This is a genomic window from Streptomyces pseudovenezuelae, assembly GCF_029892565.1.
Classification (GTDB): Bacteria; Actinomycetota; Actinomycetes; order Streptomycetales; family Streptomycetaceae; genus Streptomyces; species Streptomyces pseudovenezuelae_A.
In genome coordinates, this window is record NZ_JARXVH010000005.1 from 229,769 (window position 1) to 254,390 (window position 24,622).

Genomic DNA, 24,622 nt, shown 5'->3' on the forward strand with positions numbered 1-24,622 from the left:
CGGATGAGATACGTTCCCGGCCGGAGGGCCTGTGCGAGCGGCCCGGGAGGGGGACCGCGTTGGCGACCATGGTGGACGTCGCGAGGAGCGCCGGGGTGTCGGTGGCCACCGTCTCCCACGTCCTGAACGACACCCGGCCCGTTCTCCCCCACACCCGCCAGGCCGTCCTGGACGCCATCGACCGGCTCGGCTACACCCCGAACACCCTGGCCCGCTCCCTGGTGACCTCCCGCACCCACTCCATCGGGCTCGCGGTGTCGGCGATCAGCAACCCGTACTTCACGGAGATCCTCCAGGGCGTCGAGGCCGCTGCCCTGGAGCACGGCTACAGCCTCCTGATCGCCGATCCGCACGACGACCCCGCGCACGAGCGCAAGGTCGTCCAACTCCTGCACGAACGCCGGGTGGACGGCATGATCGTCGCGCCCTCGCCGGATCCGCGTGAACTCCTCGCGTACCTCGGGCGCCATGAGGTGCCGGCCGTGTTTCTCGACCGGTTGATCGGCTTCGAGGCGAGCGACACGTCCGTACCCCGCCACGACCAGATCTGCGCCGAGAGTGCCGAACCGACCACCCGCCTGGTCACCCACCTCACCGATCTGGGCCACCGCAGGATCGCCCTGATCGCCGGCCTGCCCGGGCTCAGCACCACTCGCGAACGCATCGCGGGCTACCGGCACGGACTCGCCGCCGCGGGACTCCCGTACGACGAACGCCTCCTGGTGCACGGCGACTCCGAAGCGGCCGGTGCCGAACGCGCCACCGACGCCTTGCTGTCCCTCGCCGTCCCGCCGACCGCGATGGTCACCGCCAACAACGCGATGACCATCGGCACCCTGCGCGCCCTGCGCGAGCGCGGGCTGTCCGTGCCCGAGGACATCGCCCTGTGCTGCTTCGACGACTTCGCCTGGGCGGACCTGTTCACGCCCCGGCTCACCGCGATCGCCCAGCCCAGCAAGGAGATCGGCGCGCAGGCGGTCCGGCTGCTCCTGGACCGTCTCGCCGCCCCGGACCGGCCCGCCCGGACCGTGCGGCTCTCCTGCTCCTTCGTCCACCGCACGTCGTGCGGCTGCCCCGAGCGGCCCGCTCAATCCGATCCATCCGATCCGCCCGAGAAAGGAACCGACTCGTGATCGTCGTCGCCGGTGAGGCCCTGATCGACCTGGTACCGCAGGGCACGGGTGCCCTCGCGGGCCTGCAGCCGGCGCTCGGCGGCGGCCCGTACAACACGGCCGTCGCCCTCGGCCGCCTCGGCTCCCCCACGGCCTTCTGCTCCCGCACCTCGCAGGACGCCTTCGGTGAGGCGCTGCTCGACGGGCTCCGCAAGGCCGACGTCGACGTGTCGTCCGTACAGCGCGGCACGGAGCCGACCACGCTCGCGGTCGCGACGATCGACGCGCACGGCTCGGCCGCCTACTCCTTCTACGTCGACGGCACGGCCGACCGGCTGTTCACGGCTCCCGTCGCGCTCCCCGCCGGGACCCGGGCCGTGTCCTTCGGCACCTGCTCGCTCGTCCTGGAGCCGGGCGCGACCGCCTACGAGTCCCTGATGCGCACCGCGTCAGCGCAGGGTGTCTTCACCGCGCTCGACCCCAACATCCGGGCCGGGCTCATCCCGGACGCGGACGCCTACCGGGCCCGGTTCCGCAGCTGGCTGCCCTCGGTGTCGCTGCTCAAGCTCTCGGAGGAGGACGCCGAGTGGCTGGGCGGCACCCCGCGCGAGTGGCTGGCGGCGGGCCCGGCGGCCGTCGTGATCACCCGGGGCGGCGCGGGACTCACCGCCTTCACGGGGGAGGGCGCGGAGTACTCGGTACCGGGCGCCAAGGTCGACGTCGTGGACACGATCGGCGCCGGCGACACGGTGAACGCGGCGCTGCTGCACGGCCTCACCGTCATGGACGCGCTCTCCTCGGAGGGGCTGTCGGCCCTGGGCGCGGAGGGCTGGACCCGGCTGCTGAGCTTCGCTGCCCGCGCGGCGGCGATCACGTGCTCACGGGCGGGGGCGGAACCGCCGTATGCGCGTGAGGTGGGCGAGATCTAGCAGGTCGGTGTGACCGGGGAAAAACACGCGGCGCCCCGCGGGGAGTTACCCACGGGGCGCCGTCGCTGTACATGTTCAGGCCTTGCGGGTCCGCGTGGTCTTCTTCGCGGGGGCCGCCTTCTTGGTGGTGCCGGTCGTCTTCTTCGCTGCCGCGGTGGTCGTCGTCTTGGCCGTCGCCGTCTTCTTGGCCGGCGACTTCGCCGCGACCGCCTTCTTGGCCGCCGTCTTGCGGGGGGCCTTCGCCGGGGCCGCGTCGCTGATGCGGTCGGAGTCGAGGATCTCCCGCAGGAACTTGCCGGTGTGGCTCGCCGGGACGCCCGCGACCTCCTCGGGTGTGCCCTCGGCGACCACGAGGCCGCCGCCGGCGCCGCCCTCGGGGCCCATGTCGACGACCCAGTCGGCGGTCTTGATCACGTCGAGGTTGTGCTCGATGACGATGACCGTGTTGCCCTTGTCGACCAGGCCGGAGAGGACCGTCAGCAGCTTGCTGATGTCCTCGAAGTGCAGCCCGGTGGTCGGCTCGTCCAGGACGTAGACCGTACGGCCGGTGGAACGGCGCTGGAGCTCACTGGCGAGCTTCACGCGCTGTGCCTCGCCGCCGGACAGCGTGGTCGCGGACTGGCCGAGCCGGACGTAGCCGAGGCCGACGTCCTTGAGGGTGTTGAGGTGGCGGGCGATCGCGGGGACGGCCTCGAAGAAGCCCGTGGCCTCCTCGATCGGCATGTTCAGGATGTCGGCGATGGACTTGCCCTTGTAGTGGACCTCCAGGGTCTCCCGGTTGTACCGGGCACCGTGGCAGACCTCGCACGGGACGTAGACGTCCGGGAGGAAGTTCATCTCGATCTTGATCGTGCCGTCGCCCGCGCAGTTCTCGCAGCGGCCGCCCTTGACGTTGAAGGAGAAGCGGCCGGGCAGATAGCCCCGCACCTTCGCCTCGGTCGTCTCGGCGAACAGCTTGCGGACGTGGTCGAAGACACCGGTGTACGTCGCCGGGTTGGACCGCGGGGTGCGGCCGATGGGCGACTGGTCGACGTGCACGACCTTGTCGACGAGGTCGTCGCCCTCCACTCGCGTGTGCCGCCCCGGCACGTTCCTCGCGCCGTTCAGTTCGCGGGCCAGGTGCGTGTACAGGATGTCGTTGACCAGTGTCGACTTGCCGGAGCCGGACACGCCCGTGACGGCCGTGAAGACGCCCAACGGGAAGGAGACGTCGATGTCCTGCAGGTTGTTCTCCCGGGCGCCGTGCACCGTGAGCCGGCGGGACGGGTCCTGCGGGCGGCGGACGTCGGGCAGCGGGATGGCCCTCTTGCCGGACAGGTACTGCCCGGTCATGGACTCGGCGTTGTCGAGCAGCTCCTTCAGGGAGCCGCTGTGCACGACCCTGCCGCCGTGCTCGCCGGCGCCGGGGCCGATGTCGACGATCCAGTCGGCGACCTTGATGGTGTCCTCGTCGTGCTCGACGACGATGAGCGTGTTGCCCATGTCCCGCAGCCGGACCAGGGTCTCGATCAGCCGGTGGTTGTCCCGCTGGTGCAGGCCGATCGACGGCTCGTCGAGGACGTAGAGGACACCGACGAGGCCGGAGCCGATCTGGGTGGCCAGGCGGATGCGCTGGGCCTCGCCGCCGGAGAGCGTGCCGGCCGCGCGGTTGAGGGAGAGGTAGTCCAGGCCGACGTCGACCAGGAAGCGCAGCCGCTCGTTGACCTCCTTCAGGACGCGCTCGGCGATCTTCTTGTCGCGGTCGTTGAGCTTCAGCTCGCCCAGGAAGTCCGCGCAGTCGCTGATGGACATGCCGGAGACCTCGGCGATCGACTTCCCCATGACCGTGACGGCGAGGACGATCGGCTTCAGGCGCGTGCCCTGACAGGTCGGGCAGGGCACCTCGCGCATGTAGCCCTCGAAGCGCTCACGGCTGGCGTCGCTCTCGGACTCGCTGTGCCGGCGCTTCACGAACGGCACGGCACCCTCGAAGGGCGTGGTGTACACGCGCTCGCGGCCGTACCTGTTGCGGTACCGCACCTCGATCTGCGTCTTGTGGCCGTAGAGCAGGGCCTTCCTGGCGCGCTGCGGCAGACCGGCGAAGGGGATGTCGGTCCGGAAGCCCAGGGCGTCCGCGAGGGCGCCGACCAGCCGGCCGAAGTAGTCCTTGGTGTGGCCGTGCGACCAGGGGTGGATGGCGCCCTCGTCGAGGGACTTGTCCTCGTCCGGGACGATCAGCTCCGGGTCGACCTCCATGCGCGTGCCGATGCCGGTGCACTCGGGGCAGGCGCCGAAGGGCGAGTTGAAGGAGAAGGAGCGCGGCTCCAGCTCCTCGAAGGACAGGTCGTCGTAGGAGCAGTAGAGGTGCTCCGAGTACATGCGCTCGCGCTCGGGGTCGTCCTCGGGGAGGTCGACGAAGTCGAGCACGACCATGCCGCCGGCCAGACCGAGCGCGGTCTCCACGGAGTCGGTGAGCCGACGCTTGGCGGAGTCCTTCACCGTGAGGCGGTCGATGACCACCTCGATGGTGTGCTTCTCCTGCTTCTTCAGCGTGGGCGGGCTGGAGAGCTGGACGGTCTCGCCGTCCACGCGCGCGCGGCTGTAGCCCTTGGTCTGCAGGTCGGCGAAGAGGTCGACGAACTCGCCCTTGCGCTCGCGCACCAGCGGGGACAGCACCTGGAAGCGGCTGCCCTCCGGCAGCTCCAGGACCCTGTCGACGATGGCCTGCGGCGACTGGCGCGAGATCGGGCGGCCGCACTCGGGACAGTGCGGCTTGCCGATGCGCGCGAAGAGCAGCCGCAGGTAGTCGTAGACCTCGGTGATGGTGCCGACCGTGGAGCGCGGGTTGCGCGAGGTCGACTTCTGGTCGATGGACACCGCCGGGGACAGGCCCTCGATGAAGTCGACGTCCGGCTTGTCCATCTGGCCGAGGAACTGACGGGCGTACGAGGAGAGCGATTCCACGTAGCGCCGCTGGCCCTCGGCGAAGATCGTGTCGAAGGCCAGGGAGGACTTGCCCGACCCGGACAGGCCCGTGAAGACGATGAGCGAGTCGCGTGGCAGGTCGAGCGAGACGTTCTTCAGGTTGTGCTCGCGCGCGCCACGGACGATGAGACGGTCGGCCACGCCGGTCCGCACCTTTCTTGAGTGAAGTGACAGGGGCGAGGCCCCCGTGCTTCTTCAGAGTAGGGGGAGCCACTGACAACGCCGGTCGGATTCCGAGTTGCTCAACAATCCCGGACCATCCAGCATGCCCGACGCCGCACCCGACCATATAGCACGCGCATTCGATTTACGGCACAGCTTCACCACCTTCACCCAAAGGAGTGGCGCGGCTAGTGTCAGCAGCATGATTGATCACGCTCATGACCTGGCGTCTGTACGTGACGCGACGGACCGGCTGCTCACCGCAGCCGCCAAACTGGACAACGCCTCCACGGCCGAGCCGTCACGGCTTCCGGGCTGGACCCGCGGCCATGTCCTCGCCCATCTCGCCCGCAACGCGGACGCGCTCGTGAACGTCTTGGAGGGCCGCCCCATGTACGTCGACGGGGAGGCCCGCGACTCCGACATCGAGCGGGACGCGCCCCGCCCCCTCGACGTCCAGCTCACCGACCTGCGCGACAGCGCGGCCCGCTTCCAGGCGACGGGCGCCGCACCCGCCGACTGGTCGCGCACGGTGGAGCTGCGCAACGGCGTGACCGACTCCGGGGCGCGGGTGCCGTTCCGGCGCTGGATCGAGGTGGAGCTGCACCACGTGGACCTCGGTATCGGCTACGAGCTGGAGGATCTGCCGGCGGAGTTCACGGAGCGGGAGACCGACTTCCTCGCCGAGCGGTTCGCCGGGCATCCCGACGTACCGCCGACGCGACTGACGGACGGCACGCACGCGTGGAGCACGGGCCGCGCGGCGGACGCCCCCTCGATCACCGTCACGGGTCCGGCCGCCGACCTCCTCGGCTGGCTCGCGGGGCGCCGCGACGGCTCGGGCCTGACGGTCGAGGGCGGCGCGCTGCCGGGGCTTCCCCCTCTGTAGGACCGTGGCCCTCACCTCCGTAAGAGGTGCACGATTCCCGGGCCGCCCGCCCGCTATAGGCTGCTCGCCATGACGTACAGCGGACAGGTGACGGTCGGCGGCCCGGCGGACGTGCACGAGCTCCCGGACCTGATGATCACCAAGATCGCGGTCGGCCCGATGGACAACAACGCCTATCTGCTGCGCTGCCGGACCACGGACGAGCAGCTGCTGATCGACGCGGCCAACGACGCGGAGACCCTGCTCGGCACGATCGGCGAGGACGGGATCACCTCCGTCGTCACCACGCACCAGCACGGCGACCACTGGCAGGCGCTCGCACGCGTCGTCGAGGCCACCGGCGCCCGCACCTACGCGGGCCGCGCCGACGCCGACGGCATCCCGGTGCCGACCGACGTCCTCGTCGACGACGGCGACACGATCCGGGTGGGGCGCGTGGAACTCACCGCACGCCACCTGGTCGGGCACACGCCAGGGTCGATCGCCCTCGTCTACGACGACCCGCACGGGCATCCTCATGTGTTCACCGGCGACTGCCTCTTCCCGGGCGGGATCGGCAACACCCGCAAGGACCCGAAGGCGTTCGCCAGCCTGATCCACGACGTCGAGACGAAGATCTTCGGCACACTCCCCGACGAGACGTGGGTCTACCCGGGACACGGCAACGACACGACGCTCGGCACGGAGCGCCCGCATCTGCCGGAGTGGCACGCGCGCGGGTGGTGAACGCCGGCGTGCGGTGAACACCGGCAGGTGATCAACACGGGCGGGGCGCAACGGAGATGAGCGCGCGCCCGGCGTGAATGCTCACCCGTGCGCCCCGCGCCCACTCCCCCAATGCGCCCCGTGTGAACGCTTCACACGCGCCGACCCCATGCGCACGCTCGCGACCCACCTCGTTGCGTAGTCAACTGGTAACAGCCCCGCACAGGATGACGGCTCCTGGGCGGCACGGGCCGCCGGTCTTCGATCCCCGCCCTCGGCCGGCGGCCCGGCGGCTGCCCGGCGACCAGGGCGGCCGAGAAACGGGAAACCCGGGAAACCGGGGAGCGGAGAACAGGGAAGCCCGGGCGTGTTCACAAGACCGCAACACCGGTTCCCACTATGCGGACATTTACGGTCGTGACCTCGACAAACGGGACGTCCGACTGTCACTCTCCCGCCATGCACATCGCCCCCCGCGCACTGCGCCGTGCGGTCTCCGCCGCCGCCATAGCCCTGCTCGCCACCGCCGTCGGCTGTGCGCCGCAGCCGGAGGACAAGGCGAGCGACAACGCCTCGGGGTCGACCGGCGCCACCTGTGCCAAGGGCAAGCTGGCCACCAAGACGTCCGGCAAGCTGACGGTCGCCACCGACGAGCCCGCCTACGAGCCGTGGTTCAAGGACGACAAGCCCGCCAACGGCGAGGGCTTCGAGTCGGCGGTCGCGTACGCCGTGGCGAAGCAGCTCGGCTACGACAAGAGCGCCGTCGTCTGGCAGAGCGTCCCCTTCAACAAGGCTTTCGCGCCCGGCGAGAAGACCTTCGACTTCGACATCAACCAGGTGTCCGTCAGCGCCGAGCGCAAGAAGGCCGTGGACTTCTCCTCCGGCTACTACGACGTGCGCCAGGCCGTCATCGCGCTCAAGGGCAGCAAGGCCGCGAAGGCGACGAGTATCGCGGACCTCAAGGGCCTCAAGCTGGGCGCCCAGGTCGGCACCACCAGCCTCGACTACATCACCGACGTGGTGAAGCCGACGCAGCAGGAAGCCGTCTACGCCAAGAACGACCAGGCCAAGTCCGCGCTGAAGAACGGCCAGGTGGACGCCATCGTCACCGACCTGCCGACCGCCTTCTACATCACCGCGGCCGAGGTGACGAACGCCAAGATCGTCGGGCAGTTCGAGAACCAGGGCGGTACGCCGGAGCAGTTCGGGCTCGTGCTCGACAAGGGCAGCGCGCTCACCTCGTGCGTGACGGGCGCCGTGGACGCCCTGCGCAAGAACGGCGCGCTGGCGAAGATCGAGAAGCAGTGGCTCTCCGACGCCGTCGACGCCCCGGTCCTCAAGTGACGGTCACCAAGGACGAGTCCGGCCGGGAGGGCGCGGACGGCGACGGTGACATGCCCGGCGGGGGCGACGGCTACGTCCCCTCGCAGCGGCGGATCGAGCGCGAGCGCCACAAGCGCACGCGTACCCGCCGCGCGACGGCGATCGCCGCGCTCTCGACCCTCGTCACGGGCGTCGTCCTCTACCTGGTCGTCGTCAACGCGCCCGGCTGGCCGCGCACCAAGGAGACGTTCTTCAACGGGCAGTACGCGCGCGAGGCGTTCCCCAAGGTCCTCGAAGGACTGTGGCTCAACGTCCGTCTGCTGCTGATCTGCGGTGTGGCGGTGCTGATCCTCGGCATGCTGATCGCCATCGCGCGCACGCTGCGCGGCCCGGTGTTCTTCCCGCTGCGGGTGCTGGCCGCCGCGTACACCGACTTCTTCCGCGGACTCCCGCTGATCATCAACCTGATGATCGTCGTCCTGGGCGTCCCGGCCCTGCGCCTGCAGGGCGTGACCGTCGACCCGGTGTGGCTCGGCGGTACGGCGCTCACGCTGACGTATTCGGCGTACGTGGCCGAGGTGTTCCGGGCCGGCATCGAGTCCGTGCACCCCTCGCAGCGCGCGGCGGCCCGCTCGCTGGGTCTCACCAACCGGCAGGCGCTGCGTCACGTCGTGCTGCCGCAGGCGGTGCGCCGTCAGGTGCCGCCGCTGCTGAACGACCTGGTGTCGCTGCAGAAGGACACCGGGCTCGTCTCGATCGGCGGCGCGATCGACGCTGTACGGGCCGCGGACATCATCGTGGGCCGCAGCCTCAACTACACGCCGTACATCGTCGCGGGCCTGGTCTTCGTGGCGCTGACCATCCCGATGACCCGCTTCACGGACTGGGTGACGGCCCGGATGGATCGCCGGCGGGCCCAGGGAGGATCGATATGAGCGACGCGCACGCGCCCGTGCTGCGCATGGAGTCCGTGCGCAAGACCTTCGGCGAGACGGTCGTCCTGCGGGACGTCGACCTGGAGGTCGCCCCGCACACGGTGACCGCGCTGATCGGAGCCTCCGGTTCCGGCAAGTCGACCCTGCTGCGGTGCGCGAACCTCCTGGAGGACATCGACGACGGCGCGATCTGGCTGGACGGCGAGGAGATCACCGACCCGCGCGCCGACCAGGACGCGGTACGGCGTCGTATCGGCGTGGTCTTCCAGGCCTACAACCTCTTTCCGCACATGACGGTGCTGGAGAACATCACCCTCGCCCCGCGGCGCGTCCACGGGGTGTCCCGCGCGGAGGCCGAGGAGCGGGCCAGGGAGCTGCTGGAGCGGCTCGGGCTCGGCGGCAGGGCGGGCGAGTATCCGGACCGGCTCAGCGGTGGCCAGCAGCAGCGCGTGGCGATCGTGCGGGCCCTCGCCGTGCGGCCCCGGTTGCTGCTGCTCGACGAGATCACCGCGGCCCTCGACCCCGAGCTGGTCGGCGAGGTCCTCGCCGTCGTCCGCGACCTCAAGGCGGACGGCATGACGATGGTGCTGGCCACGCACGAGATGGGCTTCGCGCGGGACGTCGCCGACCAGGTTTGTTTTCTGGACGGAGGGGTCGTCCTGGAGCGCGGCAGCGCCGAACAGATCTTCGGCGACCCGCAGGAGGAGCGCACGCGGCAGTTCCTGCGGCGGATCGTGGAGGCAGGTCGGCTGTAAGGGGCGTACGCCATGGACGGCGGGGCTTACACCGCCGTACGCCTCCGGGCGCTCACGCCTCCGCCTGCGCCGGTCCCGCCAGCGCCACGACCCGCTCCACGCCGAACACGTACCCCTGCACCCCGCACCCCGCGATGACCCCGTCGGCGCGCAGCGAGACGTAGGAGTGGTGCCGGAAGGACTCGCGCTGGTGGATGTTGGAGATGTGCACCTCCAGAACGGGCATTCCGTCGCAGGTGTTGAGCGCGTCCAGGATGGCGACGGACGTGTGCGAGTAGGCGCCGGGGTTGATGACGATCCCGCAGTGGTTCAGCCGCGCCTCGTGGATCCAGTCGACCAACTCGCCCTCGTGGTTGGACTGGCGGAAGTCCACCGTGCCGCCGTGCGCGACCGCCGCCTTGACGCACAGGGTCTCGACGTCGGCCAGGGTGTCGCGGCCGTAGATCTCCGGCTGACGCTGGCCGAGGAGGTTGAGGTTGGGCCCGTTGAGGATCATGATCGGGGCGTTGGCCAGGGTGCGGGGCACGGTTCCTCCGGTCCGGTGAAGGCGGCTGCTCAGACCCGGTTTATCACGATGCGGCGCACGCGGGTCGGCCCGTACCCTCCCGGCATGACGAGGATCTCGTACCCGCCCAAGCCCGCGCCCGGCGACCGCATCGCCGTCGTCTCGCCCTCGTCGGGCCTGCCCGGGATCCTGCCGCTCCCCCACGAACTGGGCCTGGAGCGGCTGCGCGAGGAGTACGGCCTTGAGCCGGTCGAGTATCCGTCGACCCGCAGGATGGGCTCCACGCCCCAGGAGCGCGCCGACGACATCCACGCCGCGTTCGCCGACCCGGAGATCAAGGCGGTCGTCGCGTCGATCGGTGGGGACGACCAGATCACCGTACTGCCGTTCCTGGACCGGGAGTTGATCCGGGCGAACCCGAAGCCGTTCTTCGGGACGAGCGACAACACCAACCTGCTCGCGTTCCTGCGCACCACCGGGATCGTCGGTTTCCACGGGTCGACCGTGATGTGCGAACTGGGCCGTCCCGGCGCCATGCACCCGCAGACCGCCGACTCCCTGCGCGCCGCGCTGTTCACCTCCGGCGCGTACGAACTACGGCCCGCCGAGCGCTGGAACGACGTCAACCGCGACTGGGCCGACCCCGCGACCTTCGACGCGGAACCCGAGACCCGGCCCGGCACCGGCTGGACCTGGGAGAACGCCGACCGGGTGGTCGAGGGCCGCAGTTGGGGCGGCTGTCTGGAGATCGTCGGCTGGCTGCTGATGGCCGACCGCGAGATCGCGCACGACCTGGGCGAGTACGACGGTGACGTGCTGTTCCTGGAGACCTCGGAGGAACTGCCCAGCGCGGACGAGGTGTTCCGCACCCTGCGCAACATGGGCGAGCGCGGACTGCTGCGACGGTTCTCCGCCCTGCTGATGGGCCGCCCCAAGACCTGGTCCTTCGAGCGCCCCAACAGCCCGGAGGAGGGCGCCCGTTACGCCGCCTGCCAGCGCGAGGCGGTACTGCGGGCCATGCGTATATACGCTCCCGACACCACGATCGTCTTCGACGTCGACCTCGGGCACACCGACCCCCAACTCGTCATCCCCTACGGCGGACTCGTCCGCGTCGACGGCCCCGCCCGGCGCATCACCGTCACGTACTGACACACACCCCGCGCGCCCTCACGCCCCCGTAACCCGCGATCACCGTGGGTAGTTGACGCGGCATGCACGATGTACGCACCGTAAGGGCCCCCTCCATGCTGCGGCTGGCGGCCGCCTCGCTCGCCGGGACCGCCATCGAGTTCTACGACTTCTTCGTCTACGGGACCGCCGCGGCGCTGGTCCTGGGCCCGCTGTTCTTCCCGACGTTCTCGCCGCTGGCGGGGACGCTGGCCGCCTTCGGGACGTTCGGCGTCGGCTTCGTCGCCCGGCCGCTCGGTTCGGTGCTGTTCGGGCACATCGGGGACCGGCGCGGGCGTCGACCGGTGCTGGTCGCCTCGCTGTTGCTGACCGGCGGCGCGACGGTCGCGGTCGGCTGCGTACCGACGTACGACACGATCGGGGTGGCCGCGCCGGTGCTGCTCCTGGTGCTGCGGTTCGTGCAGGGGCTGGGGCTCGGCGGGGAGTGGGGCGGGGCCGTGCTGCTGACGGCCGAGCACGCGCCGGCCGAGCGGCGGGCGCTGTGGTCGAGCTTCCCGCAGGTCGGGCCCGCCCTGGGGTTCCTGCTGGCCAACGGTGTGGTGCTGGCCCTGTCGACGGCGCTGTCCGACGCGCAGTTCGCGCAGTGGGGCTGGCGGGTGCCGTTCTGGGCGGCGGGTGTGTTGGCCGCGGTCGGGCTCTGGTTGCGGTCCTCGCTCGTCGAGAGCCCCGGGTTTCTCGAAATCGACGACCACGCGCGCGTGCCGCTCGTGGAGGTGGCGCGCGATCACTGGCGACTCGTCCTGCTGACGGCCGGGGCGCTCGCCGTCGGGTACGCGATCTTCTACACCGTCACGACCTGGGCCCTGGCGTACGGGACGGAGCGGCTCGGGGTGAGTCGTACCGTCATGCTGACCTGCATCATGGCCGCGGTGGTGGTGAAGGGTTCGCTCACACCGGTGGCCGCGCTGCTCGGTGACCGCTACGGGCGCCGGACGCTGTGTCTGGCCGGGTGCGCGGCCGCCGTGCTGTGGATGTTCCCGATGGTGGCGCTCCTCGCGACCGGGCAGCCGCTGCTGATGTTCGCCGGCTTCCTGGGCGCGCTGCTGGCGTTCGTCACGATGTTCGGGGTGATCGCCGCGTATCTGCCCGAGCTGTACGAGCCCCGGGTGCGCTGCACGGGAGCCGCGGTCGGCTACAACCTCGGCGGTGTCCTCGGGGGCGCGCTCACGCCGATCGCGGCGACGGCGCTGGCCGAGCACGGTGGGCGGGTGCCGTGGGGTGTGGGCGCGTATCTGACGGGGATCGCGCTGCTGAGCCTCGGGTGCTTCGCGCTGCTGCCCGAGACGCGGCCGGTGCCGAAGCTCGTGGCCGAACCGGTCATGGATTGATCGCCAGCTCCAAGTAGGCCGCGAACAGCACCAGATGGACCCCGCCCTGCAGCGGTGTGGCCCGGCCCGGCACCACGGTCAGCGAGCTCACCACCACGGTCAGGGCGAGCAGCACCATGTGGGTGGAGCCGAGGCCGAGGACGAGCGGGCCGGAGAGCCAGATCGACGCCAGGGCGACCGCGGGGATGGTCAGGCCGATGCTGGCCATGGCCGAGCCGAGGGCGAGGTTCAGGCTGGTCTGCACCCGGTCGCGGCGGGCGGAGCGCAGCGCGGCGATGGTCTCGGGGAGCAGCACCAGCAGGGCGATGATCACGCCGACGACTGCGTGCGGCAGCCCGGCGGCCTCCACTCCCGACTCGATGGTCGGCGACACGCCCTTGGCCAGGCCGACCACGCCGATCAGGGCGAGGCCGAGCAGGCCCAGGCTGGTCCGGGCGGTGCGGGCCGAGGGGGCGTCGGCGTGGTCGTCGTCGGTGATCACCTCGCCCTGGCGGGTGATGGGGAGGAAGTAGTCGCGGTGCCGCACGGTCTGGGTCGCGACGAACAGGCCGTACAGGATCAGCGAGGAGACCGCGGCGAAGGTGAGCTGCACGCCGGAGAACTCCGGGCCCGGCTTGCTGGTGGTGAAGGTCGGCAGCACCAGGCTGAGGGTGGCCAGGGTGGCGACGGTCGCGAGGGCGGCGCCGGTGCCCTCGGGGTTGAAGACCGCGAGGCCGTGGCGCAGGGAGGCGACGAGGAGACAGACGCCGACGATGCCGTTGCAGGTGATCATGACGGCCGCGAAGACGGTGTCCCGGGCCAGGGTCGAGCTCTTGCCGCCGCCGTCCGCCATCAGGGTGACGATGAGCGCGACCTCGATGATCGTGACGGCGACGGCCAGCACCAGGGAACCGAACGGTTCACCGACCCGGTGGGCGACGACCTCGGCGTGGTGCACGGCTGCGAGGACGGCGCCGGCGAGGACCAGCGTCACCAGCGCGACGACCGCTCCGGGCAGGTCGCGTCCCCAGGTGAAGGCGAGCAGGACGACCGCGAGCACCGGCACGAGGACGGTCCACCGGGTGGTGAGCGACCTGAGCCGAGTGATCATGCAGCGATCGTCGCAGAGGCGTTGGGGCCCCGCACTCCGGCGGCGCGGGGCCCGTAGCGGCTCACTGTTTGAGCTCGGTCATCCCCTCGACGTCGCAGTCGGTGAAGGACGGCGGCCTGGTGCACAGCGCGGCCATCCGCTCCGCGAACCTGGTCGTCTCGGGGTCGTTGCTGTTGGCCATGGCCTCCTCGTAGGAGTTGAACTCGATCACCACGAGGTAGCGGCCCGGCTGATTGCGGTCCTTGAGCACGAGACGGTGTGTGGGACCGCCGTCGCGGTCCGCGAGTCGCTGGTCCGTCTCCTCGGCCAGTTTTCGCATCTCGTCGATGCGGTCGGTCTCGAAGTCGACGATCTGCACGAACTTCGTCGGTGCGTCCACGATGCCTCCACCCGGTGGTGCGTCCCCGGGCGGGAACGCTCAGCACTCAACGAAGCACCGGGAGTGCCCCTCGGCAATTCGCCGAGGGGCACTCCCGGTGGTGGTTGTTCCTACGTCCGTCGTGGTCAGGTCTGGATGCGATCCTTCGGAGCGCCTTCGCTCGACTCCTGCGCCGCCTCCGCCGCCGCCTGCTTCTTGGAGGCGATGAGGCTGGTGATCGTCGTGACGATCAGGACCGCGCAGATCACGCCGAGGGAGACCGGGATGGAGATCTCCGGGACGTGCACGCCGGACTCGTGCAGTGCGTGCAGCACCAGCTTGACGCCGATGAAGCCGAGGATGACCGACAGTCCGTAGCTGAGGTGGACCAGCTTCCTGAGCAGGCCGCCGATCAGGAAGTACAGCTGCCGCAGACCCATCAGGGCGAACGCGTTGGCCGTGAACACGATGTACGGGTCCTGGGTCAGGCCGAAGATCGCGGGGATCGAGTCGAGTGCGAACAGGACGTCCGTGGTGCCGATCGCGAGCATCACGACCAGCATCGGGGTCATGACCCGCTTGCCGTTCTCCTGGATCCACAGCTTGGTGCCGTGATAGCGGTCGGCGACGCCGAAGCGGCGCTCGGCGGCCTTGAGCAGCCGGTTCTCCTCGAACTCCTCGTCCTCCTCGTCGGCCCGGGCCTCCTGGATGAGCTTCCAGGCGGTCCAGATGAGGAAGGCGCCGAAGATGTAGAAGACCCACGCGAAGCTGGCGAGGATGGCCGCGCCGGCCGCGATGAAGATGGCCCGCAGGACCAGGGCTATGAGGACGCCGACGAGCAGCACCCGCTGCTGGTACTGCGAGGGCACCGCGAACTTCGCCATGATCAGGACGAAGACGAAGAGGTTGTCGACGCTCAGCGACTTCTCGGTGATGAAGCCGGCGAAGAACTCACCGGCGGGCTCGCCGCCGCTGAAGACCAGCAGGCCGAGACCGAAGAGTCCGGCGAGGGCGATCCAGACGACCGTCCAGATCCCCGCTTCCTTGATCGAGACGTCGTGCGGCTTGCGGCCGATGAAGAAGTCGATGGCGATGAGGGCGGCTAGGCCCACGATGGTCAGGACCCACAGGGTCGGGGAAACATCCACTGCGCCTCCGGCAGTACGTAACGGCAAATGTCAGCGTCGTCGCTGCCGGAGGTCTCTTCCACCCAATGATGGGCCGACGCCCCGGGATCTGGCCTGATCCGTATTGACGGGTACGCCGCAGTTGGCAGGGAGTACTCCCCTCCGTGGGAAAAACAGTACCCCAATCACCAAGGAAAGGTAAAGCGATTGGCAAAAGAAAGACAAGAGACCAGGTGGGGAGGCTTTACCGATGCCTGGTTCGGGCCTCCGCGACACGGGCGAGCACCTGCTGGAGGACCTGGCTGCCGGATGGGACAAGCGCCGGCTCGTACGTCCAGGCGTGTCCGACCCAGGGGTCGGCGAGGTGGTCGTCGGGCACCGGGGTGAGTCGCAGCAGCGAACGCCACAGCGGGTCGAGCAAGGGCCCGTACGCGGCGGCCTCCTCCCGGTCCGCGACCATCATCAGGTGGACGCCCACGGCCGGGCCCTCGTCGGCGAGATAGCGCAGCTGGGTCACGGCCCGGTCGTCGAAGCCGTGCGGGAAGTCGTGGACGATCAGCAGCTGCTCGGCCGTGTCCAGGCCGGGCGGCAGGGAGTCGGGCACGCCGCCGCGCACCGCCATCTGCACCAGGTCGACGCGCTGGGTGAGCCGGGCCAGCACGTCCGCCACGCCGGCGGCGCCCGGCGCGGGCGGGGTCGCGAGCACGCCCGTCTGCACCAGCGGCGCGAACGCCTGCACCCCGGAGCCGGCCGGGTCGATGACGTGCACGCCGAATTCGCCCGTCGGGTAGACCGCGAGCAGCCGGGCCGCCAGCGCCACCGCCGTGTCCAGCGCGAGCCGGCGCAGTTCGTGGGAGTCGGCGAACGACTCGTCCAGCAGTCCGCCCTGACCGCTGTCGATCCACAGACCGCGCTCCAGCGGCAGGCGGACCAGCATCGGAATGCGCAACAACTCGCTCTCGGGCAGGTAGAGATCGCCCAGGCGCAGGGCCATGGGGATCTCCATCGGCACCCGGTAGCCGTGCCACACGGGGTTGTCCCAGCGGGCGAAGGCGGGCGGCAACGCGGGCTCCACGACCTCGGCCTCGGCCGAGAGCTGGGCGAGGTCCCGGTCCAGGGAGGCCCTGGCCTGGTCCACCAGCTGCGCGTGCTTGCCGCGGGCCACCTCGCGCGCGGCGTCGCTCTGTCCGCCGATCCGGTTGCGCGGGTCGGAGAGGGCCTGGTCGAGCTCCTTCTCCATGCGGGACTCGGCGAAGTCGACGGCGCTGCGGTACGCGGCCGTGTTGCGGGCCAGGTCCTCGAACATGCCCCAGATCTGGTTGTAGAGCCGCTCGTCCATCGACCAGCCGTTCGCGTCCCCCGCGACGGGCTGCGCGGGCTGTCCGGGCCGGGCCTGCGGTGCGGTCGGCGGAGGCGAGGGCGGAGCGCCGGTCTGCCGTCGCGGGTGGCTGTAGTCGACCGGCCCGCCGGCCGTGGGCGTGGCGGGCTGGGTGACGGTCGAGGGGTCCGCGGGCGCGGGTCCCGCGGGGTATCCGGGCTGCGGGCCCGGTGCTCCGTACGGCGAGGTGGGGTGCGGGGGTACGGGGCCGGGGGCGCCCTGGGGCGTGGAGCCGGCCTGGGGTGCGGGACCGGACTGGTCCGGGCCGGGCGCCGGGGCGGCCGTCTGGCGCGTACGGTCGCCGTCCGCCGTGCGCTGCGGGGGTGCCTGCACCGAGCGGGCCAGGCCCTGCGCCACCGCGTCGTTGATACCGCCCGCGAGCCGGCCGGCCTCGGGCAGGCCCTGGTCGGTGAGGAGTTCGGCGAGTCCGCCGGCGTAGCCCTGGCCGACGGCGCGCACTTTCCAGGCGCCCTGTCGGCGGTAGAGCTCCAGGGCGACGACGGCGGACTCGGCGTCCAGGCCGGTGATGGTGTAGCTGGCGACCTCGGTGCCGTCGAGGCCGGTCACCGCGATGAAGGGGGCCGCGACGGCGCCGAACCGGACCGGGCCGCCGACCCCGATGGGCAGGGCGAGCAGCACACTGACACGGTGCACCGCCTCCGGCACGGCGCCCAGGTCCACCGCGAGGCGATGGCCGGCCGCCGCCTGCTTGGAGACCTCCAGGCCCGGCAGGACGGGCGCGCCCGGGTGGGCCACCCAATCCACGCCGTGCACCTTGCCGTTCTCGTCGCCGAGGGTGGCCGAGGCCACGATGGGCGTGCCGGCCGAGACCCGGATCTCGAGTCGGGCCTGGGAGAGCGGGTGGTTCTGCCCTCGCGCCAGCTCGGCCGTCATCGCCTTCGTCCCCCTGTGTCGCTGGTGTGTCGTGTCGGGTGCCGCTCGCTCGGCCGCCGGTCCGCCTACAGGTGCGGCAGGATCGACGGCATCAGGTCCTGGAAGGTGCGGCCGTTGGCCGGGGTGCCGATGGCCGTCAGCGTCCAGCCCGGGCCGGAGCGGTGCACCTTCGCCATGATCTGGGCCGTGTACTGGCCGCCGCCGGCCAGCGTGTAGCGGGCCAGCTCCTGGCCGTTGGTCTCGTCGACCAGGCGGCAGAACGCGTTCTGCACCTCCTGGAAGGTCTGGCCCGTGAAGGAGTTCACGGTGAAGACGATCTGGTCGATGTGGACCGGGACGCGCGAGAGGTCGACGAGGATGGCCTCGTCGTCGCCGCCCTGGCCGACCCCGCCGACCAGGTTGTCGCCGGTGTGGCGCACCGAGCCGTCGTCGCTCACCAGGTGGCGGAAGAAGACGACGTCGACGGGCTGCTTGTCCGCGAACAGGACGGCGGAGGCGTCGAGGTCGATCTCCCGGGTGCGGGAGCCGAACAGGCCGCGCCGGGGAGCCGCCTGCCAGCCGAGACCCATGCGGACCGCGGTCAGGCTGCCGCCGTCGTTCTTCTGCAGACTGATGGCCTGACCCTTGGTCATGTTGACGGTCACGTGCCGATTCCCCTCTCGAACTGTCCCCTGTTGCCGCGGTCTCCGCGGTTGTCAGAACCCTACGCACGGCCACTGACGGTGCCGTACCCCGGTCCGCACTTTGTGTCGGTCTTGCAACACAGCGCGTTCACGGCCGGGATACGGGCTGTCAGGCCAGGCCGGCCTCCCGCATCTGACGGAGCTCCTTCTTCATCTCGGAGACCTCGTCGCGCAGGCGGGCCGCGATCTCGAACTGGAGGTCCGCGGCGGCGGCCCGCATCCGTGCCGTCATCTCCTCGATCTGACCGGCCAGTTCGGCCGCGGGGCGGTCGGTCGGCACCGTCTCCTTGGCCTTGCCCTTGGCGGCCTTGCCGCCGAGGGAGGGCACGGGTGCCTTGGCGCCCTTGCCGTCCTTGCCCTTGCGGTAGCCCGAGCCGAGCAGCTGCTCGGTGTCGACGTCCTCGCGGGCGATCTGCGCCACGATGTCGTTGATCTTCTTGCGCAGCGGCTGGGGGTCCAGGCCCCGCTCCTCGTTGTACGCGACCTGCTTCTCCCGGCGGCGGTTGGTCTCCTCGATGGCCTTCTCCATCGCCGGGGTGATCCTGTCGGCGTACATGTGGACCTCGCCCGACACGTTGCGTGCCGCGCGGCCGATGGTCTGGATCAGGGAGGTGCCGGAGCGCAGGAAGCCCTCCTTGTCCGCGTCGAGGATCGCCACCAGGGACACCTCGGGCAGGTCGAGGCCCTCACGCAGGAGGTTGATGCCCACCAGCACGTCGAACTCGCCGGAGCGCAGCTCGCGCAGCAGCTCGACGCGGCGCAGGGTGTCGACGTCGCTGTGCAGGTAGCGGACCTGGATGCCGAGCTCCAGGAAGTAGTCCGTGAGGTCCTCGGCCATCTTCTTGGTGAGGGTGGTGACCAGGACGCGCTCGTCCTTCTCGACGCGGGCCCGGATCTCGTGCACCAGGTCGTCGATCTGGCCCTCGGTGGGCTTGATGACGACCTGGGGGTCGACGAGGCCGGTGGGGCGGATGATCTGCTCGACGACGCCGTCCGCGCGCGAGAGCTCGTACTTGCCCGGGGTCGCCGACAGATAGACCGTCTGTCCGATGCGCTTTTGGAACTCCTCCCACTTCAGCGGGCGGTTGTCCAGGGCGGAGGGCAGGCGGAAGCCGTGGTCGACGAGGGTGCGCTTCCGGGAGGCGTCGCCCTCGTACATGGCGCCGATCTGCGGGACGGTGTTGTGGGACTCGTCGATGACGAGCAGGAAGTCGTCCGGGAAGTAGTCGATCAGGGTGTTGGGCGGGGAGCCGGGCTCGCGGCCGTCGAAGTGCATCGAGTAGTTCTCGACGCCCGAGCAGGAGCCGATCTGGCGGAGCATCTCCAGGTCGTAGGTCGTACGCATGCGCAGCCGCTGGGCCTCCAGGAGCTTGCCCTGCTTCTCCAGCTCGGCCAGCCGCTCCCCGAGCTCCTTCTCGATGTCGTTGGCGGCCCGCTCCAGGCGCTCGGGTCCCGCGATGTAGTGGGAGGCCGGGAAGACGTAGAGGTGCTCGTCGTCGCTGATGATCTCGCCGGTGAGCGGGTGGAGCGTGGACAGCGCCTCGATCTCGTCGCCGAACATCTCGATGCGGACGGCCAGTTCCTCGTAGACCGGGAAGATCTCGATGGTGTCGCCGCGGACGCGGAAGGTGCCTCGGGTGAAGGCCAGGTCGTTGCGCGTGTACTGGATGTCCACGAAGCGGCGCAGCAGCTGGTCGCGGTCGATCTCGTCGCCGACCTTGAGGGGGACCATGCGGTCCACGTACTCCTGCGGAGTACCGAGGCCGTAGATGCAGGAGACCGAGGCGACCACGACGACGTCGCGGCGGGTGAGCAGCGAGTTGGTCGCGGAGTGGCGCAGGCGCTCGACCTCCTCGTTGATCGAGGAGTCCTTCTCGATGTAGGTGTCCGACTGGGGGACGTAGGCCTCGGGCTGGTAGTAGTCGTAGTACGAGACGAAGTACTCGACCGCGTTGTTCGGCAGCAGCTCGCGGAACTCGTTCGCCAGCTGGGCGGCCAGTGTCTTGTTCGGCGCCATGACGAGGGTGGGGCGCTGGAGCTGCTCGATCATCCACGCGGTGGTGGCGGACTTGCCGGTGCCGGTCGCGCCGAGCAGGACGACGTCCCTCTCACCGGCCTCGACGCGCTTGGCCAGCTCGGCGATGGCCGCCGGCTGGTCACCGCTGGGCTGGTAGGAGCTGACGACCTCGAAGGGCGCCACAGTGCGTTCGATGTTGGAAACGGGCCGCATGACACCAACCGTACGACCCGCCACTGACAACGCGGTCGGATCAGCGGTTCTGCGGGGTGCGTGAGCCGCGCTCGCTCACGTGGCGGCGGAGACGCGGCGACGAGTGGTGGCCCGGGTGGTGGATGTCGGGGTGGGGGCGGGCCGGGACGCCCGGCTTGTGCTCGACGGGGGCCCAGTCGGGTTTGGTGACCATCAGCGGGTCGAACATCACGACCACGCCGGCGAGCAGCAGGAAGGCCAGCGGACCGACCAGCATGAGCGCGAGCAGGCCCGTGGTCGAGTCGCCGGTGGTGGGGTCGCCCGTGCTGTGCAGGTGGACGCTGAGGGCGGCCATGCCCATGTAGTGCATGCCGGTGACGGCGAGCCCCATGACGAGACTGGCGCCCACGCTCCACAGGATGCCCTTGACCTGCCCGGCGGCCCAGAGGGCGGCGGTGGCGGCCGCCATCGCGACGACGACGGAGGCGGCGACGGTGAGGGTGTTGTACTCCAGGGTTCCGTCCAGACGCAGACCGGCCATGCCCAGGTAGTGCATCGAGGCGATGCCCAGACCGGTGATGGTGCCCCCGGTGAACAGGGCCGCTCCGGACGCGCCCTTGTAGCCGACTATGAAGATCCCGACGCCCACCATGACGATGGCGACGGCGAGGCTGGCGAAAGTCATCGGCTTGTCGTAGTGGATCGGCGCCTGTTCGACCGTGAAGCCCATCATGGCCACGAAGTGCATGGTCCATATGCCGGAGCCGATGGCCGCCGAGCCCAGGGCGAGCCAACCGGGGCGCCAGGAACCCGCGACGATCATGGATCTGGTGGTGCAGCGAAGGCCCAGAGCCGAGCCCAGGCAGGCCATGAGATAGGCCACCAGCGGTGTGACGAGTCCGTACCTGAATCCGTCGACCGTGCCTTGCATGCGCGGCTGTCCTTCCCGCCCTCTTGTGTCGCTGAATCCCCGAAATGCGCCCCCTCCCAGGACCGCCCGAGCGGCCAGGGTTGACGCAGAGAGTATGACCCCCACCGGAATGGTCGAACGATTTTCCGGCAAAGAAACACGCCGTTGCCCCAGTTGTGCGGCCCCCGTGAGCGAGCTTGGGCAACTCCATTCAATGTGTGGTCATTGTGCACCCGGCTGATCATCACCCTCTGCTGTCACAGTTGATCTGTCCGTGATCTCTCGACGCGAGGAGTACGCATGTACGCACGCGTAGTCGCCGCTTTCACCGCCGCGCTCCTGGGGACCGCCGCCCTGCTGCTGCCCACCTCCGACGCCCGGGCGGGCGACGTCGGCGAGCCGCCCTCGGTCTTCGCCCACCGAGGTGCCTCCGCCCAGGCACCGGAGAACACCCTGGCCGCTATTGATGCGGCGGCCGCGCTGGGCGTCGACCGGGTCGAGAACGACGTCCAGCGCACCGAGGACGGCGAACTGGTCGTGATCCACGACGACAGCCTGCGGCGCACGACCGATGTGAAGGAGGTCTTCCCCGGCCGCGCTCCGTGGAAGGTGAAGGACTTCACCGCGGCGGAGATCGCCCGCCTCGACGCGGGGAGTTGGTTCGCCCCCCGTTTCGCAGGGGTGCGCGTGCCCACCCTGAAGCAGTACATGCGCCGGGTGGAGCACAACGGCCAGAATCTGCTCCTGGAGATCAAGAATCCGGAGCTGTACCCCGGGATCGAGCAGCAGATCCTGAAGCTTCTCGGCAACGAGGGCTGGCTCGATCAGCCCCATCTGGACGGCCGGTTGATCGTGCAGAGCTTCAGCGCGGACAGCATCCGGATCGTCCACGACCTGAAGCCCGGCGTCAGCACGGCCTTCCTCGGGACACCGCCGGTGGCGGACCTCTCCGGGTACGCGGCCTTCACCGACGGGATCAACCCCTCGTACGCCTCGATCTCGACCTGCTACGTCTCCGCCGCTCACGGGTTCACCGGGCCGCACGGCAGACCGCTCGCGGTGTTCGCCTGGACCGTCGACGACGCGGCGACCGCCCTGCGAGTGGCCGACTACGGCGTCGACGGCGTCATCAGCAACAAGCCCGACGTGGTCCGGGCAGCACTGCGCGAGCAGTGAATCCGGTGCCGCCCCAGGGAGCCGGCGCCGGCCGGGCGTCCGCTCTCCGGGCGTTGTCAGTGGCGGGTCGTACGGTGGGCGCATGGACAGCCATGGGCAGTACGAGCAGCAGGTCGTGTGGGCGGTGGTCGGCACCGGGATCGGTCCGCTGCTGCTGGCCGCGACCCGGGAGGGCCTGGTCAACGTCGTCTTCCACGCCACGGACCAGGTGCGGGACCAGGCGCTCGCTCGACTCGCGTCGCGGCTCGGCGGTGAGCCCGTCGAGGACCCGGACTCCCCGCTGCTGGCCGAGGCGATAGCGCAGTTCGAGGCGTACTTCGCGGGCGAGCGGCACGACTTCGAACTGCCGCTGGACTGGTCGCTGATCTCCGGCTTCAACCGGCAGGTGCTGCGCGAGCTGGCGTCCGGCGTCGCCTTCGGTCATGTCGTCGGCTACGGCGATCTGGCCCGGCGGGTCGGGCAGCCGGGCGCGGCCCAGGCGGTGGGGACGGCGATGGGCTCCAACCCGCTGCCGGTCGTCGTGCCCTGCCACCGGGTCGTGGAGAGCGACGGGGGCATCGGCGGCTTCGGGGGCGGGCTGGAGACGAAGCGGCAACTGCTCGCGCTGGAGGGCGTCCTGCCCGAGCCGCTGTTCTGAGACCACCGTTCCGAGCCAAGGGCGGGACGGGCCGCGCGAGGGGTGGTCGGAAGCCGGAGGCGGTAGCAGACTCCGCCGTGCGTACAGCCACAGGCATCCGAGAACTCGGAGCCGAAGGGACGGCGATCACGCATGAGCGGAAACAGGGCAGTCGCATATCTCAAGCCGGGCGCGGTGGAAGTCAGGACCATCGACTACCCGACGCTTGAACTCCAGGACGGGCCAGGTGTCGCACCCGACAACGTCGGCCGCAAGTGCCGGCACGGTGTGATCCTCAAGGTGCTCGCCAGCAACATCTGCGGAAGCGACCAGCACATGGTGCGGGGGCGGACGACCGCGCCCGAAGGGCTGGTCCTCGGACACGAGATCACCGGAGAGGTCGTCGAACGGGGTCCGGACGTCGAGTTCATCGACGTCGGCGACATCGTCTCCGTACCGTTCAACATCGCCTGCGGCCGATGCCGCAACTGCAAGGAGGGCAAGACCGGCATCTGCCTGAACGTCAACCCGGCCCGCCCCGGGGCGGCTTACGGCTATGTCGACATGGGCGGCTGGGTCGGCGGCCAGGCCGAGTACGCCATGGTCCCCTACGCGGACTTCAACCTGCTGAGGTTCCCGGACCGGGACGAGGCGCGCGAGAAGCTGCTCGACCTGACCATGCTGTCGGACATCTTCCCGACCGGCTTCCACGGTGTGGTGTCCTCGGGCGCCGGCGTGGGCTCGACGGTGTACGTCGCCGGGGCCGGACCGGTGGGTCTGGCGGCGGCCGCGTCGGCGCAGCTCCTGGGCGCCGCCGTCGTCATCGTCGGCGACCTCAACGCCGAACGCCTCGCCCAGGCGCGGAGTTTCGGCTGTGAGACGGTCGACGTCGCGCAGGGCAACATCGAGGAACAGATCGCGCAGATCCTCGGGGAGCCCGAGGTGGACGCCGCGGTCGACGCGGTCGGCTTCGAGGCCCGGGCCCACGGTCCGGACGCCCCGGAGGCGCCGGCGACGGTGCTGAACTCGCTGATGGGCATCACGCGCGCGGGCGGCGCGCTGGGCATTCCCGGGCTGTACGTCACGGACGATCCCGGCGGGGTCGACGAGGACGCGAAGTCCGGAACGCTGAAGGTGCGGCTCGGCCTCGGCTGGGCCAAGAGCCACCAGCTCACCACCGGTCAGTGCCCGGTGATGAAGTACAACCGGAGCCTGATGCAGGCGATCCGGCACGGGCGTGTGCACATCGCCAAGGCGGTCAACGCGACCGTCGTCGGCCTGGACGACGCGCCGCGCGGCTACGCCGAGTTCGACCAGGGCGCCAGCCGCAAGTACGTGCTCGATCCGCACGGGGCGCTGAGGGGCGTAAGGCCCGTCTGAGCC

At 70.3% G+C, this 24,622-nt stretch carries 21 protein-coding genes; 12 read left to right on the plus strand and 9 right to left on the minus strand.

Going from position 1 to position 24,622, the window contains the following annotated elements:
- Window positions 1–59 precede the first annotated feature (59 nt).
- Window positions 60–1,133, plus strand: a complete 1,074-nt coding sequence (locus tag M2283_RS17515) for a LacI family DNA-binding transcriptional regulator (RefSeq protein ID WP_280877184.1) — start codon at window positions 60–62, stop codon at window positions 1,131–1,133.
- Window positions 1,130–2,041, plus strand: coding sequence for a carbohydrate kinase family protein (locus tag M2283_RS17520; protein WP_280877185.1), 912 nt, complete (start codon window positions 1,130–1,132; stop codon window positions 2,039–2,041). The genes M2283_RS17515 and M2283_RS17520 overlap by 4 nt, the downstream gene beginning before the upstream one ends.
- Before the next feature lie 75 nt (window positions 2,042–2,116).
- On the opposite strand, the gene uvrA is transcribed toward M2283_RS17520, so the two are convergent.
- Window positions 2,117–5,146, minus strand: coding sequence for an excinuclease ABC subunit UvrA (gene uvrA / locus M2283_RS17525; RefSeq protein ID WP_280877186.1), 3,030 nt, complete (start codon window positions 5,144–5,146; stop codon window positions 2,117–2,119).
- A gap of 223 nt (window positions 5,147–5,369) precedes the next feature.
- On the opposite strand from uvrA, the gene M2283_RS17530 reads away from it, so the two are divergent.
- From M2283_RS17530 to M2283_RS17550, 5 genes are all read left to right on the plus strand, one after another.
- Window positions 5,370–6,056, plus strand: a complete 687-nt coding sequence (locus tag M2283_RS17530; protein WP_280877187.1) for a maleylpyruvate isomerase family mycothiol-dependent enzyme — start codon at window positions 5,370–5,372, stop codon at window positions 6,054–6,056.
- A gap of 69 nt (window positions 6,057–6,125) precedes the next feature.
- Window positions 6,126–6,782 carry an MBL fold metallo-hydrolase gene (locus tag M2283_RS17535; protein ID WP_280877188.1) on the plus strand — a complete coding sequence of 219 codons (657 nt, stop codon included), beginning with the start codon at window positions 6,126–6,128 and terminating at the stop codon, window positions 6,780–6,782.
- 438 nt (window positions 6,783–7,220) lie between these two features.
- Window positions 7,221–8,105 (plus strand): ABC transporter substrate-binding protein, encoded by an 885-nt coding sequence (locus tag M2283_RS17540; RefSeq protein ID WP_280877189.1) that lies wholly within the window; start codon window positions 7,221–7,223, stop codon window positions 8,103–8,105.
- Window positions 8,102–9,019 (plus strand): amino acid ABC transporter permease, encoded by a 918-nt coding sequence (locus M2283_RS17545; RefSeq protein WP_280877190.1) that lies wholly within the window; start codon window positions 8,102–8,104, stop codon window positions 9,017–9,019. The genes M2283_RS17540 and M2283_RS17545 overlap by 4 nt, the downstream gene beginning before the upstream one ends.
- The gene (locus M2283_RS17550) at window positions 9,016–9,774 is read left to right on the plus strand and encodes an amino acid ABC transporter ATP-binding protein (RefSeq protein ID WP_280877191.1); all 759 of its coding nucleotides are present in this window, start codon (window positions 9,016–9,018) and stop codon (window positions 9,772–9,774) included. Before M2283_RS17545 ends, M2283_RS17550 begins: the two co-directional genes overlap by 4 nt.
- Window positions 9,775–9,826: 52 nt before the next feature.
- Here M2283_RS17550 and aroQ read toward each other — a convergent pair whose 3' ends face one another.
- The gene (gene aroQ, locus M2283_RS17555; RefSeq protein WP_280877192.1) at window positions 9,827–10,300 is read right to left on the minus strand and encodes a type II 3-dehydroquinate dehydratase; all 474 of its coding nucleotides are present in this window, start codon (window positions 10,298–10,300) and stop codon (window positions 9,827–9,829) included.
- Window positions 10,301–10,384: 84 nt separating this feature from the next.
- On the opposite strand from aroQ, the gene M2283_RS17560 reads away from it, so the two are divergent.
- Both M2283_RS17560 and M2283_RS17565 read left to right on the plus strand, forming a co-directional pair.
- Window positions 10,385–11,431, plus strand: a complete 1,047-nt coding sequence (locus M2283_RS17560) for a S66 family peptidase (RefSeq protein ID WP_280877193.1) — start codon at window positions 10,385–10,387, stop codon at window positions 11,429–11,431.
- 62 nt (window positions 11,432–11,493) lie between these two features.
- Window positions 11,494–12,798 (plus strand): MFS transporter, encoded by a 1,305-nt coding sequence (locus M2283_RS17565; RefSeq protein WP_280877194.1) that lies wholly within the window; start codon window positions 11,494–11,496, stop codon window positions 12,796–12,798.
- Here M2283_RS17565 and M2283_RS17570 read toward each other — a convergent pair.
- The 7 genes from M2283_RS17570 to M2283_RS17600 all read right to left on the minus strand — a co-directional run bounded on the left by M2283_RS17570 (window position 12,788) and on the right by M2283_RS17600 (window position 21,468).
- Entirely contained in the window at window positions 12,788–13,888 is a 1,101-nt protein-coding gene (locus M2283_RS17570; protein ID WP_280877195.1) for a calcium:proton antiporter, read from the minus strand. The two genes, M2283_RS17565 and M2283_RS17570, sit on opposite strands and share 11 nt — an antisense overlap.
- Window positions 13,889–13,949: 61 nt before the next feature.
- Window positions 13,950–14,267 carry a hypothetical protein gene (locus M2283_RS17575; RefSeq protein ID WP_280877196.1) on the minus strand — a complete coding sequence of 106 codons (318 nt, stop codon included), beginning with the start codon at window positions 14,265–14,267 and terminating at the stop codon, window positions 13,950–13,952.
- 125 nt (window positions 14,268–14,392) lie between these two features.
- A complete protein-coding gene (locus M2283_RS17580; RefSeq protein ID WP_280877197.1) occupies window positions 14,393–15,394 on the minus strand; it encodes a TerC/Alx family metal homeostasis membrane protein in 1,002 nt (333 codons plus the stop codon).
- A gap of 223 nt (window positions 15,395–15,617) precedes the next feature.
- A complete protein-coding gene (locus M2283_RS17585; RefSeq protein WP_280877198.1) occupies window positions 15,618–17,645 on the minus strand; it encodes a TerD family protein in 2,028 nt (675 codons plus the stop codon).
- Between the two features lie 65 nt (window positions 17,646–17,710).
- A complete protein-coding gene (locus M2283_RS17590; protein WP_124004425.1) occupies window positions 17,711–18,289 on the minus strand; it encodes a TerD family protein in 579 nt (192 codons plus the stop codon).
- Window positions 18,290–18,437: 148 nt separating this feature from the next.
- Window positions 18,438–20,558, minus strand: a complete 2,121-nt coding sequence (uvrB, locus tag M2283_RS17595; RefSeq protein ID WP_280877199.1) for an excinuclease ABC subunit UvrB — start codon at window positions 20,556–20,558, stop codon at window positions 18,438–18,440.
- Between the two features lie 40 nt (window positions 20,559–20,598).
- Entirely contained in the window at window positions 20,599–21,468 is an 870-nt protein-coding gene (locus M2283_RS17600; RefSeq protein WP_280877200.1) for an MHYT domain-containing protein, read from the minus strand.
- A 279-nt stretch (window positions 21,469–21,747) separates the two neighbouring features.
- On the opposite strand from M2283_RS17600, the gene M2283_RS17605 reads away from it, so the two are divergent.
- The 3 genes from M2283_RS17605 (at window position 21,748) to fdhA (ending at window position 24,619) form a co-directional block, all read left to right on the plus strand.
- Complete coding sequence (locus M2283_RS17605; RefSeq protein ID WP_280877201.1) at window positions 21,748–22,623, plus strand: glycerophosphodiester phosphodiesterase family protein; 876 nt, start codon at window positions 21,748–21,750, stop codon at window positions 22,621–22,623.
- 82 nt (window positions 22,624–22,705) lie between these two features.
- Window positions 22,706–23,260 (plus strand): methylated-DNA--[protein]-cysteine S-methyltransferase, encoded by a 555-nt coding sequence (locus tag M2283_RS17610; RefSeq protein WP_280877202.1) that lies wholly within the window; start codon window positions 22,706–22,708, stop codon window positions 23,258–23,260.
- Window positions 23,261–23,392: 132 nt separating this feature from the next.
- Entirely contained in the window at window positions 23,393–24,619 is a 1,227-nt protein-coding gene (gene fdhA, locus M2283_RS17615) for a formaldehyde dehydrogenase, glutathione-independent (RefSeq protein WP_280877203.1), read from the plus strand.
- Window positions 24,620–24,622: the final 3 nt, after the last annotated feature.

Coding starts and splice junctions, on each gene's coding strand:
- M2283_RS17530 (WP_280877187.1), top strand. CDS start 5,370: ATGATTGATCACGCTCATGACCTGGCGTCTGTACGTGACGCGACGGAC.
- M2283_RS17535 (WP_280877188.1), top strand. CDS start 6,126: ATGACGTACAGCGGACAGGTGACGGTCGGCGGCCCGGCGGACGTGCAC.
- M2283_RS17540 (WP_280877189.1), top strand. CDS start 7,221: ATGCACATCGCCCCCCGCGCACTGCGCCGTGCGGTCTCCGCCGCCGCC.
- M2283_RS17550 (WP_280877191.1), top strand. CDS start 9,016: ATGAGCGACGCGCACGCGCCCGTGCTGCGCATGGAGTCCGTGCGCAAG.
- M2283_RS17560 (WP_280877193.1), top strand. CDS start 10,385: ATGACGAGGATCTCGTACCCGCCCAAGCCCGCGCCCGGCGACCGCATC.
- M2283_RS17565 (WP_280877194.1), top strand. CDS start 11,494: ATGCACGATGTACGCACCGTAAGGGCCCCCTCCATGCTGCGGCTGGCG.
- M2283_RS17570 (WP_280877195.1), bottom strand. CDS start 13,888: ATGATCACTCGGCTCAGGTCGCTCACCACCCGGTGGACCGTCCTCGTG.
- M2283_RS17585 (WP_280877198.1), bottom strand. CDS start 17,645: ATGACGGCCGAGCTGGCGCGAGGGCAGAACCACCCGCTCTCCCAGGCC.
- uvrB (WP_280877199.1), bottom strand. CDS start 20,558: ATGCGGCCCGTTTCCAACATCGAACGCACTGTGGCGCCCTTCGAGGTC.
- M2283_RS17600 (WP_280877200.1), bottom strand. CDS start 21,468: ATGCAAGGCACGGTCGACGGATTCAGGTACGGACTCGTCACACCGCTG.
- M2283_RS17605 (WP_280877201.1), top strand. CDS start 21,748: ATGTACGCACGCGTAGTCGCCGCTTTCACCGCCGCGCTCCTGGGGACC.
- M2283_RS17610 (WP_280877202.1), top strand. CDS start 22,706: ATGGACAGCCATGGGCAGTACGAGCAGCAGGTCGTGTGGGCGGTGGTC.
- fdhA (WP_280877203.1), top strand. CDS start 23,393: ATGAGCGGAAACAGGGCAGTCGCATATCTCAAGCCGGGCGCGGTGGAA.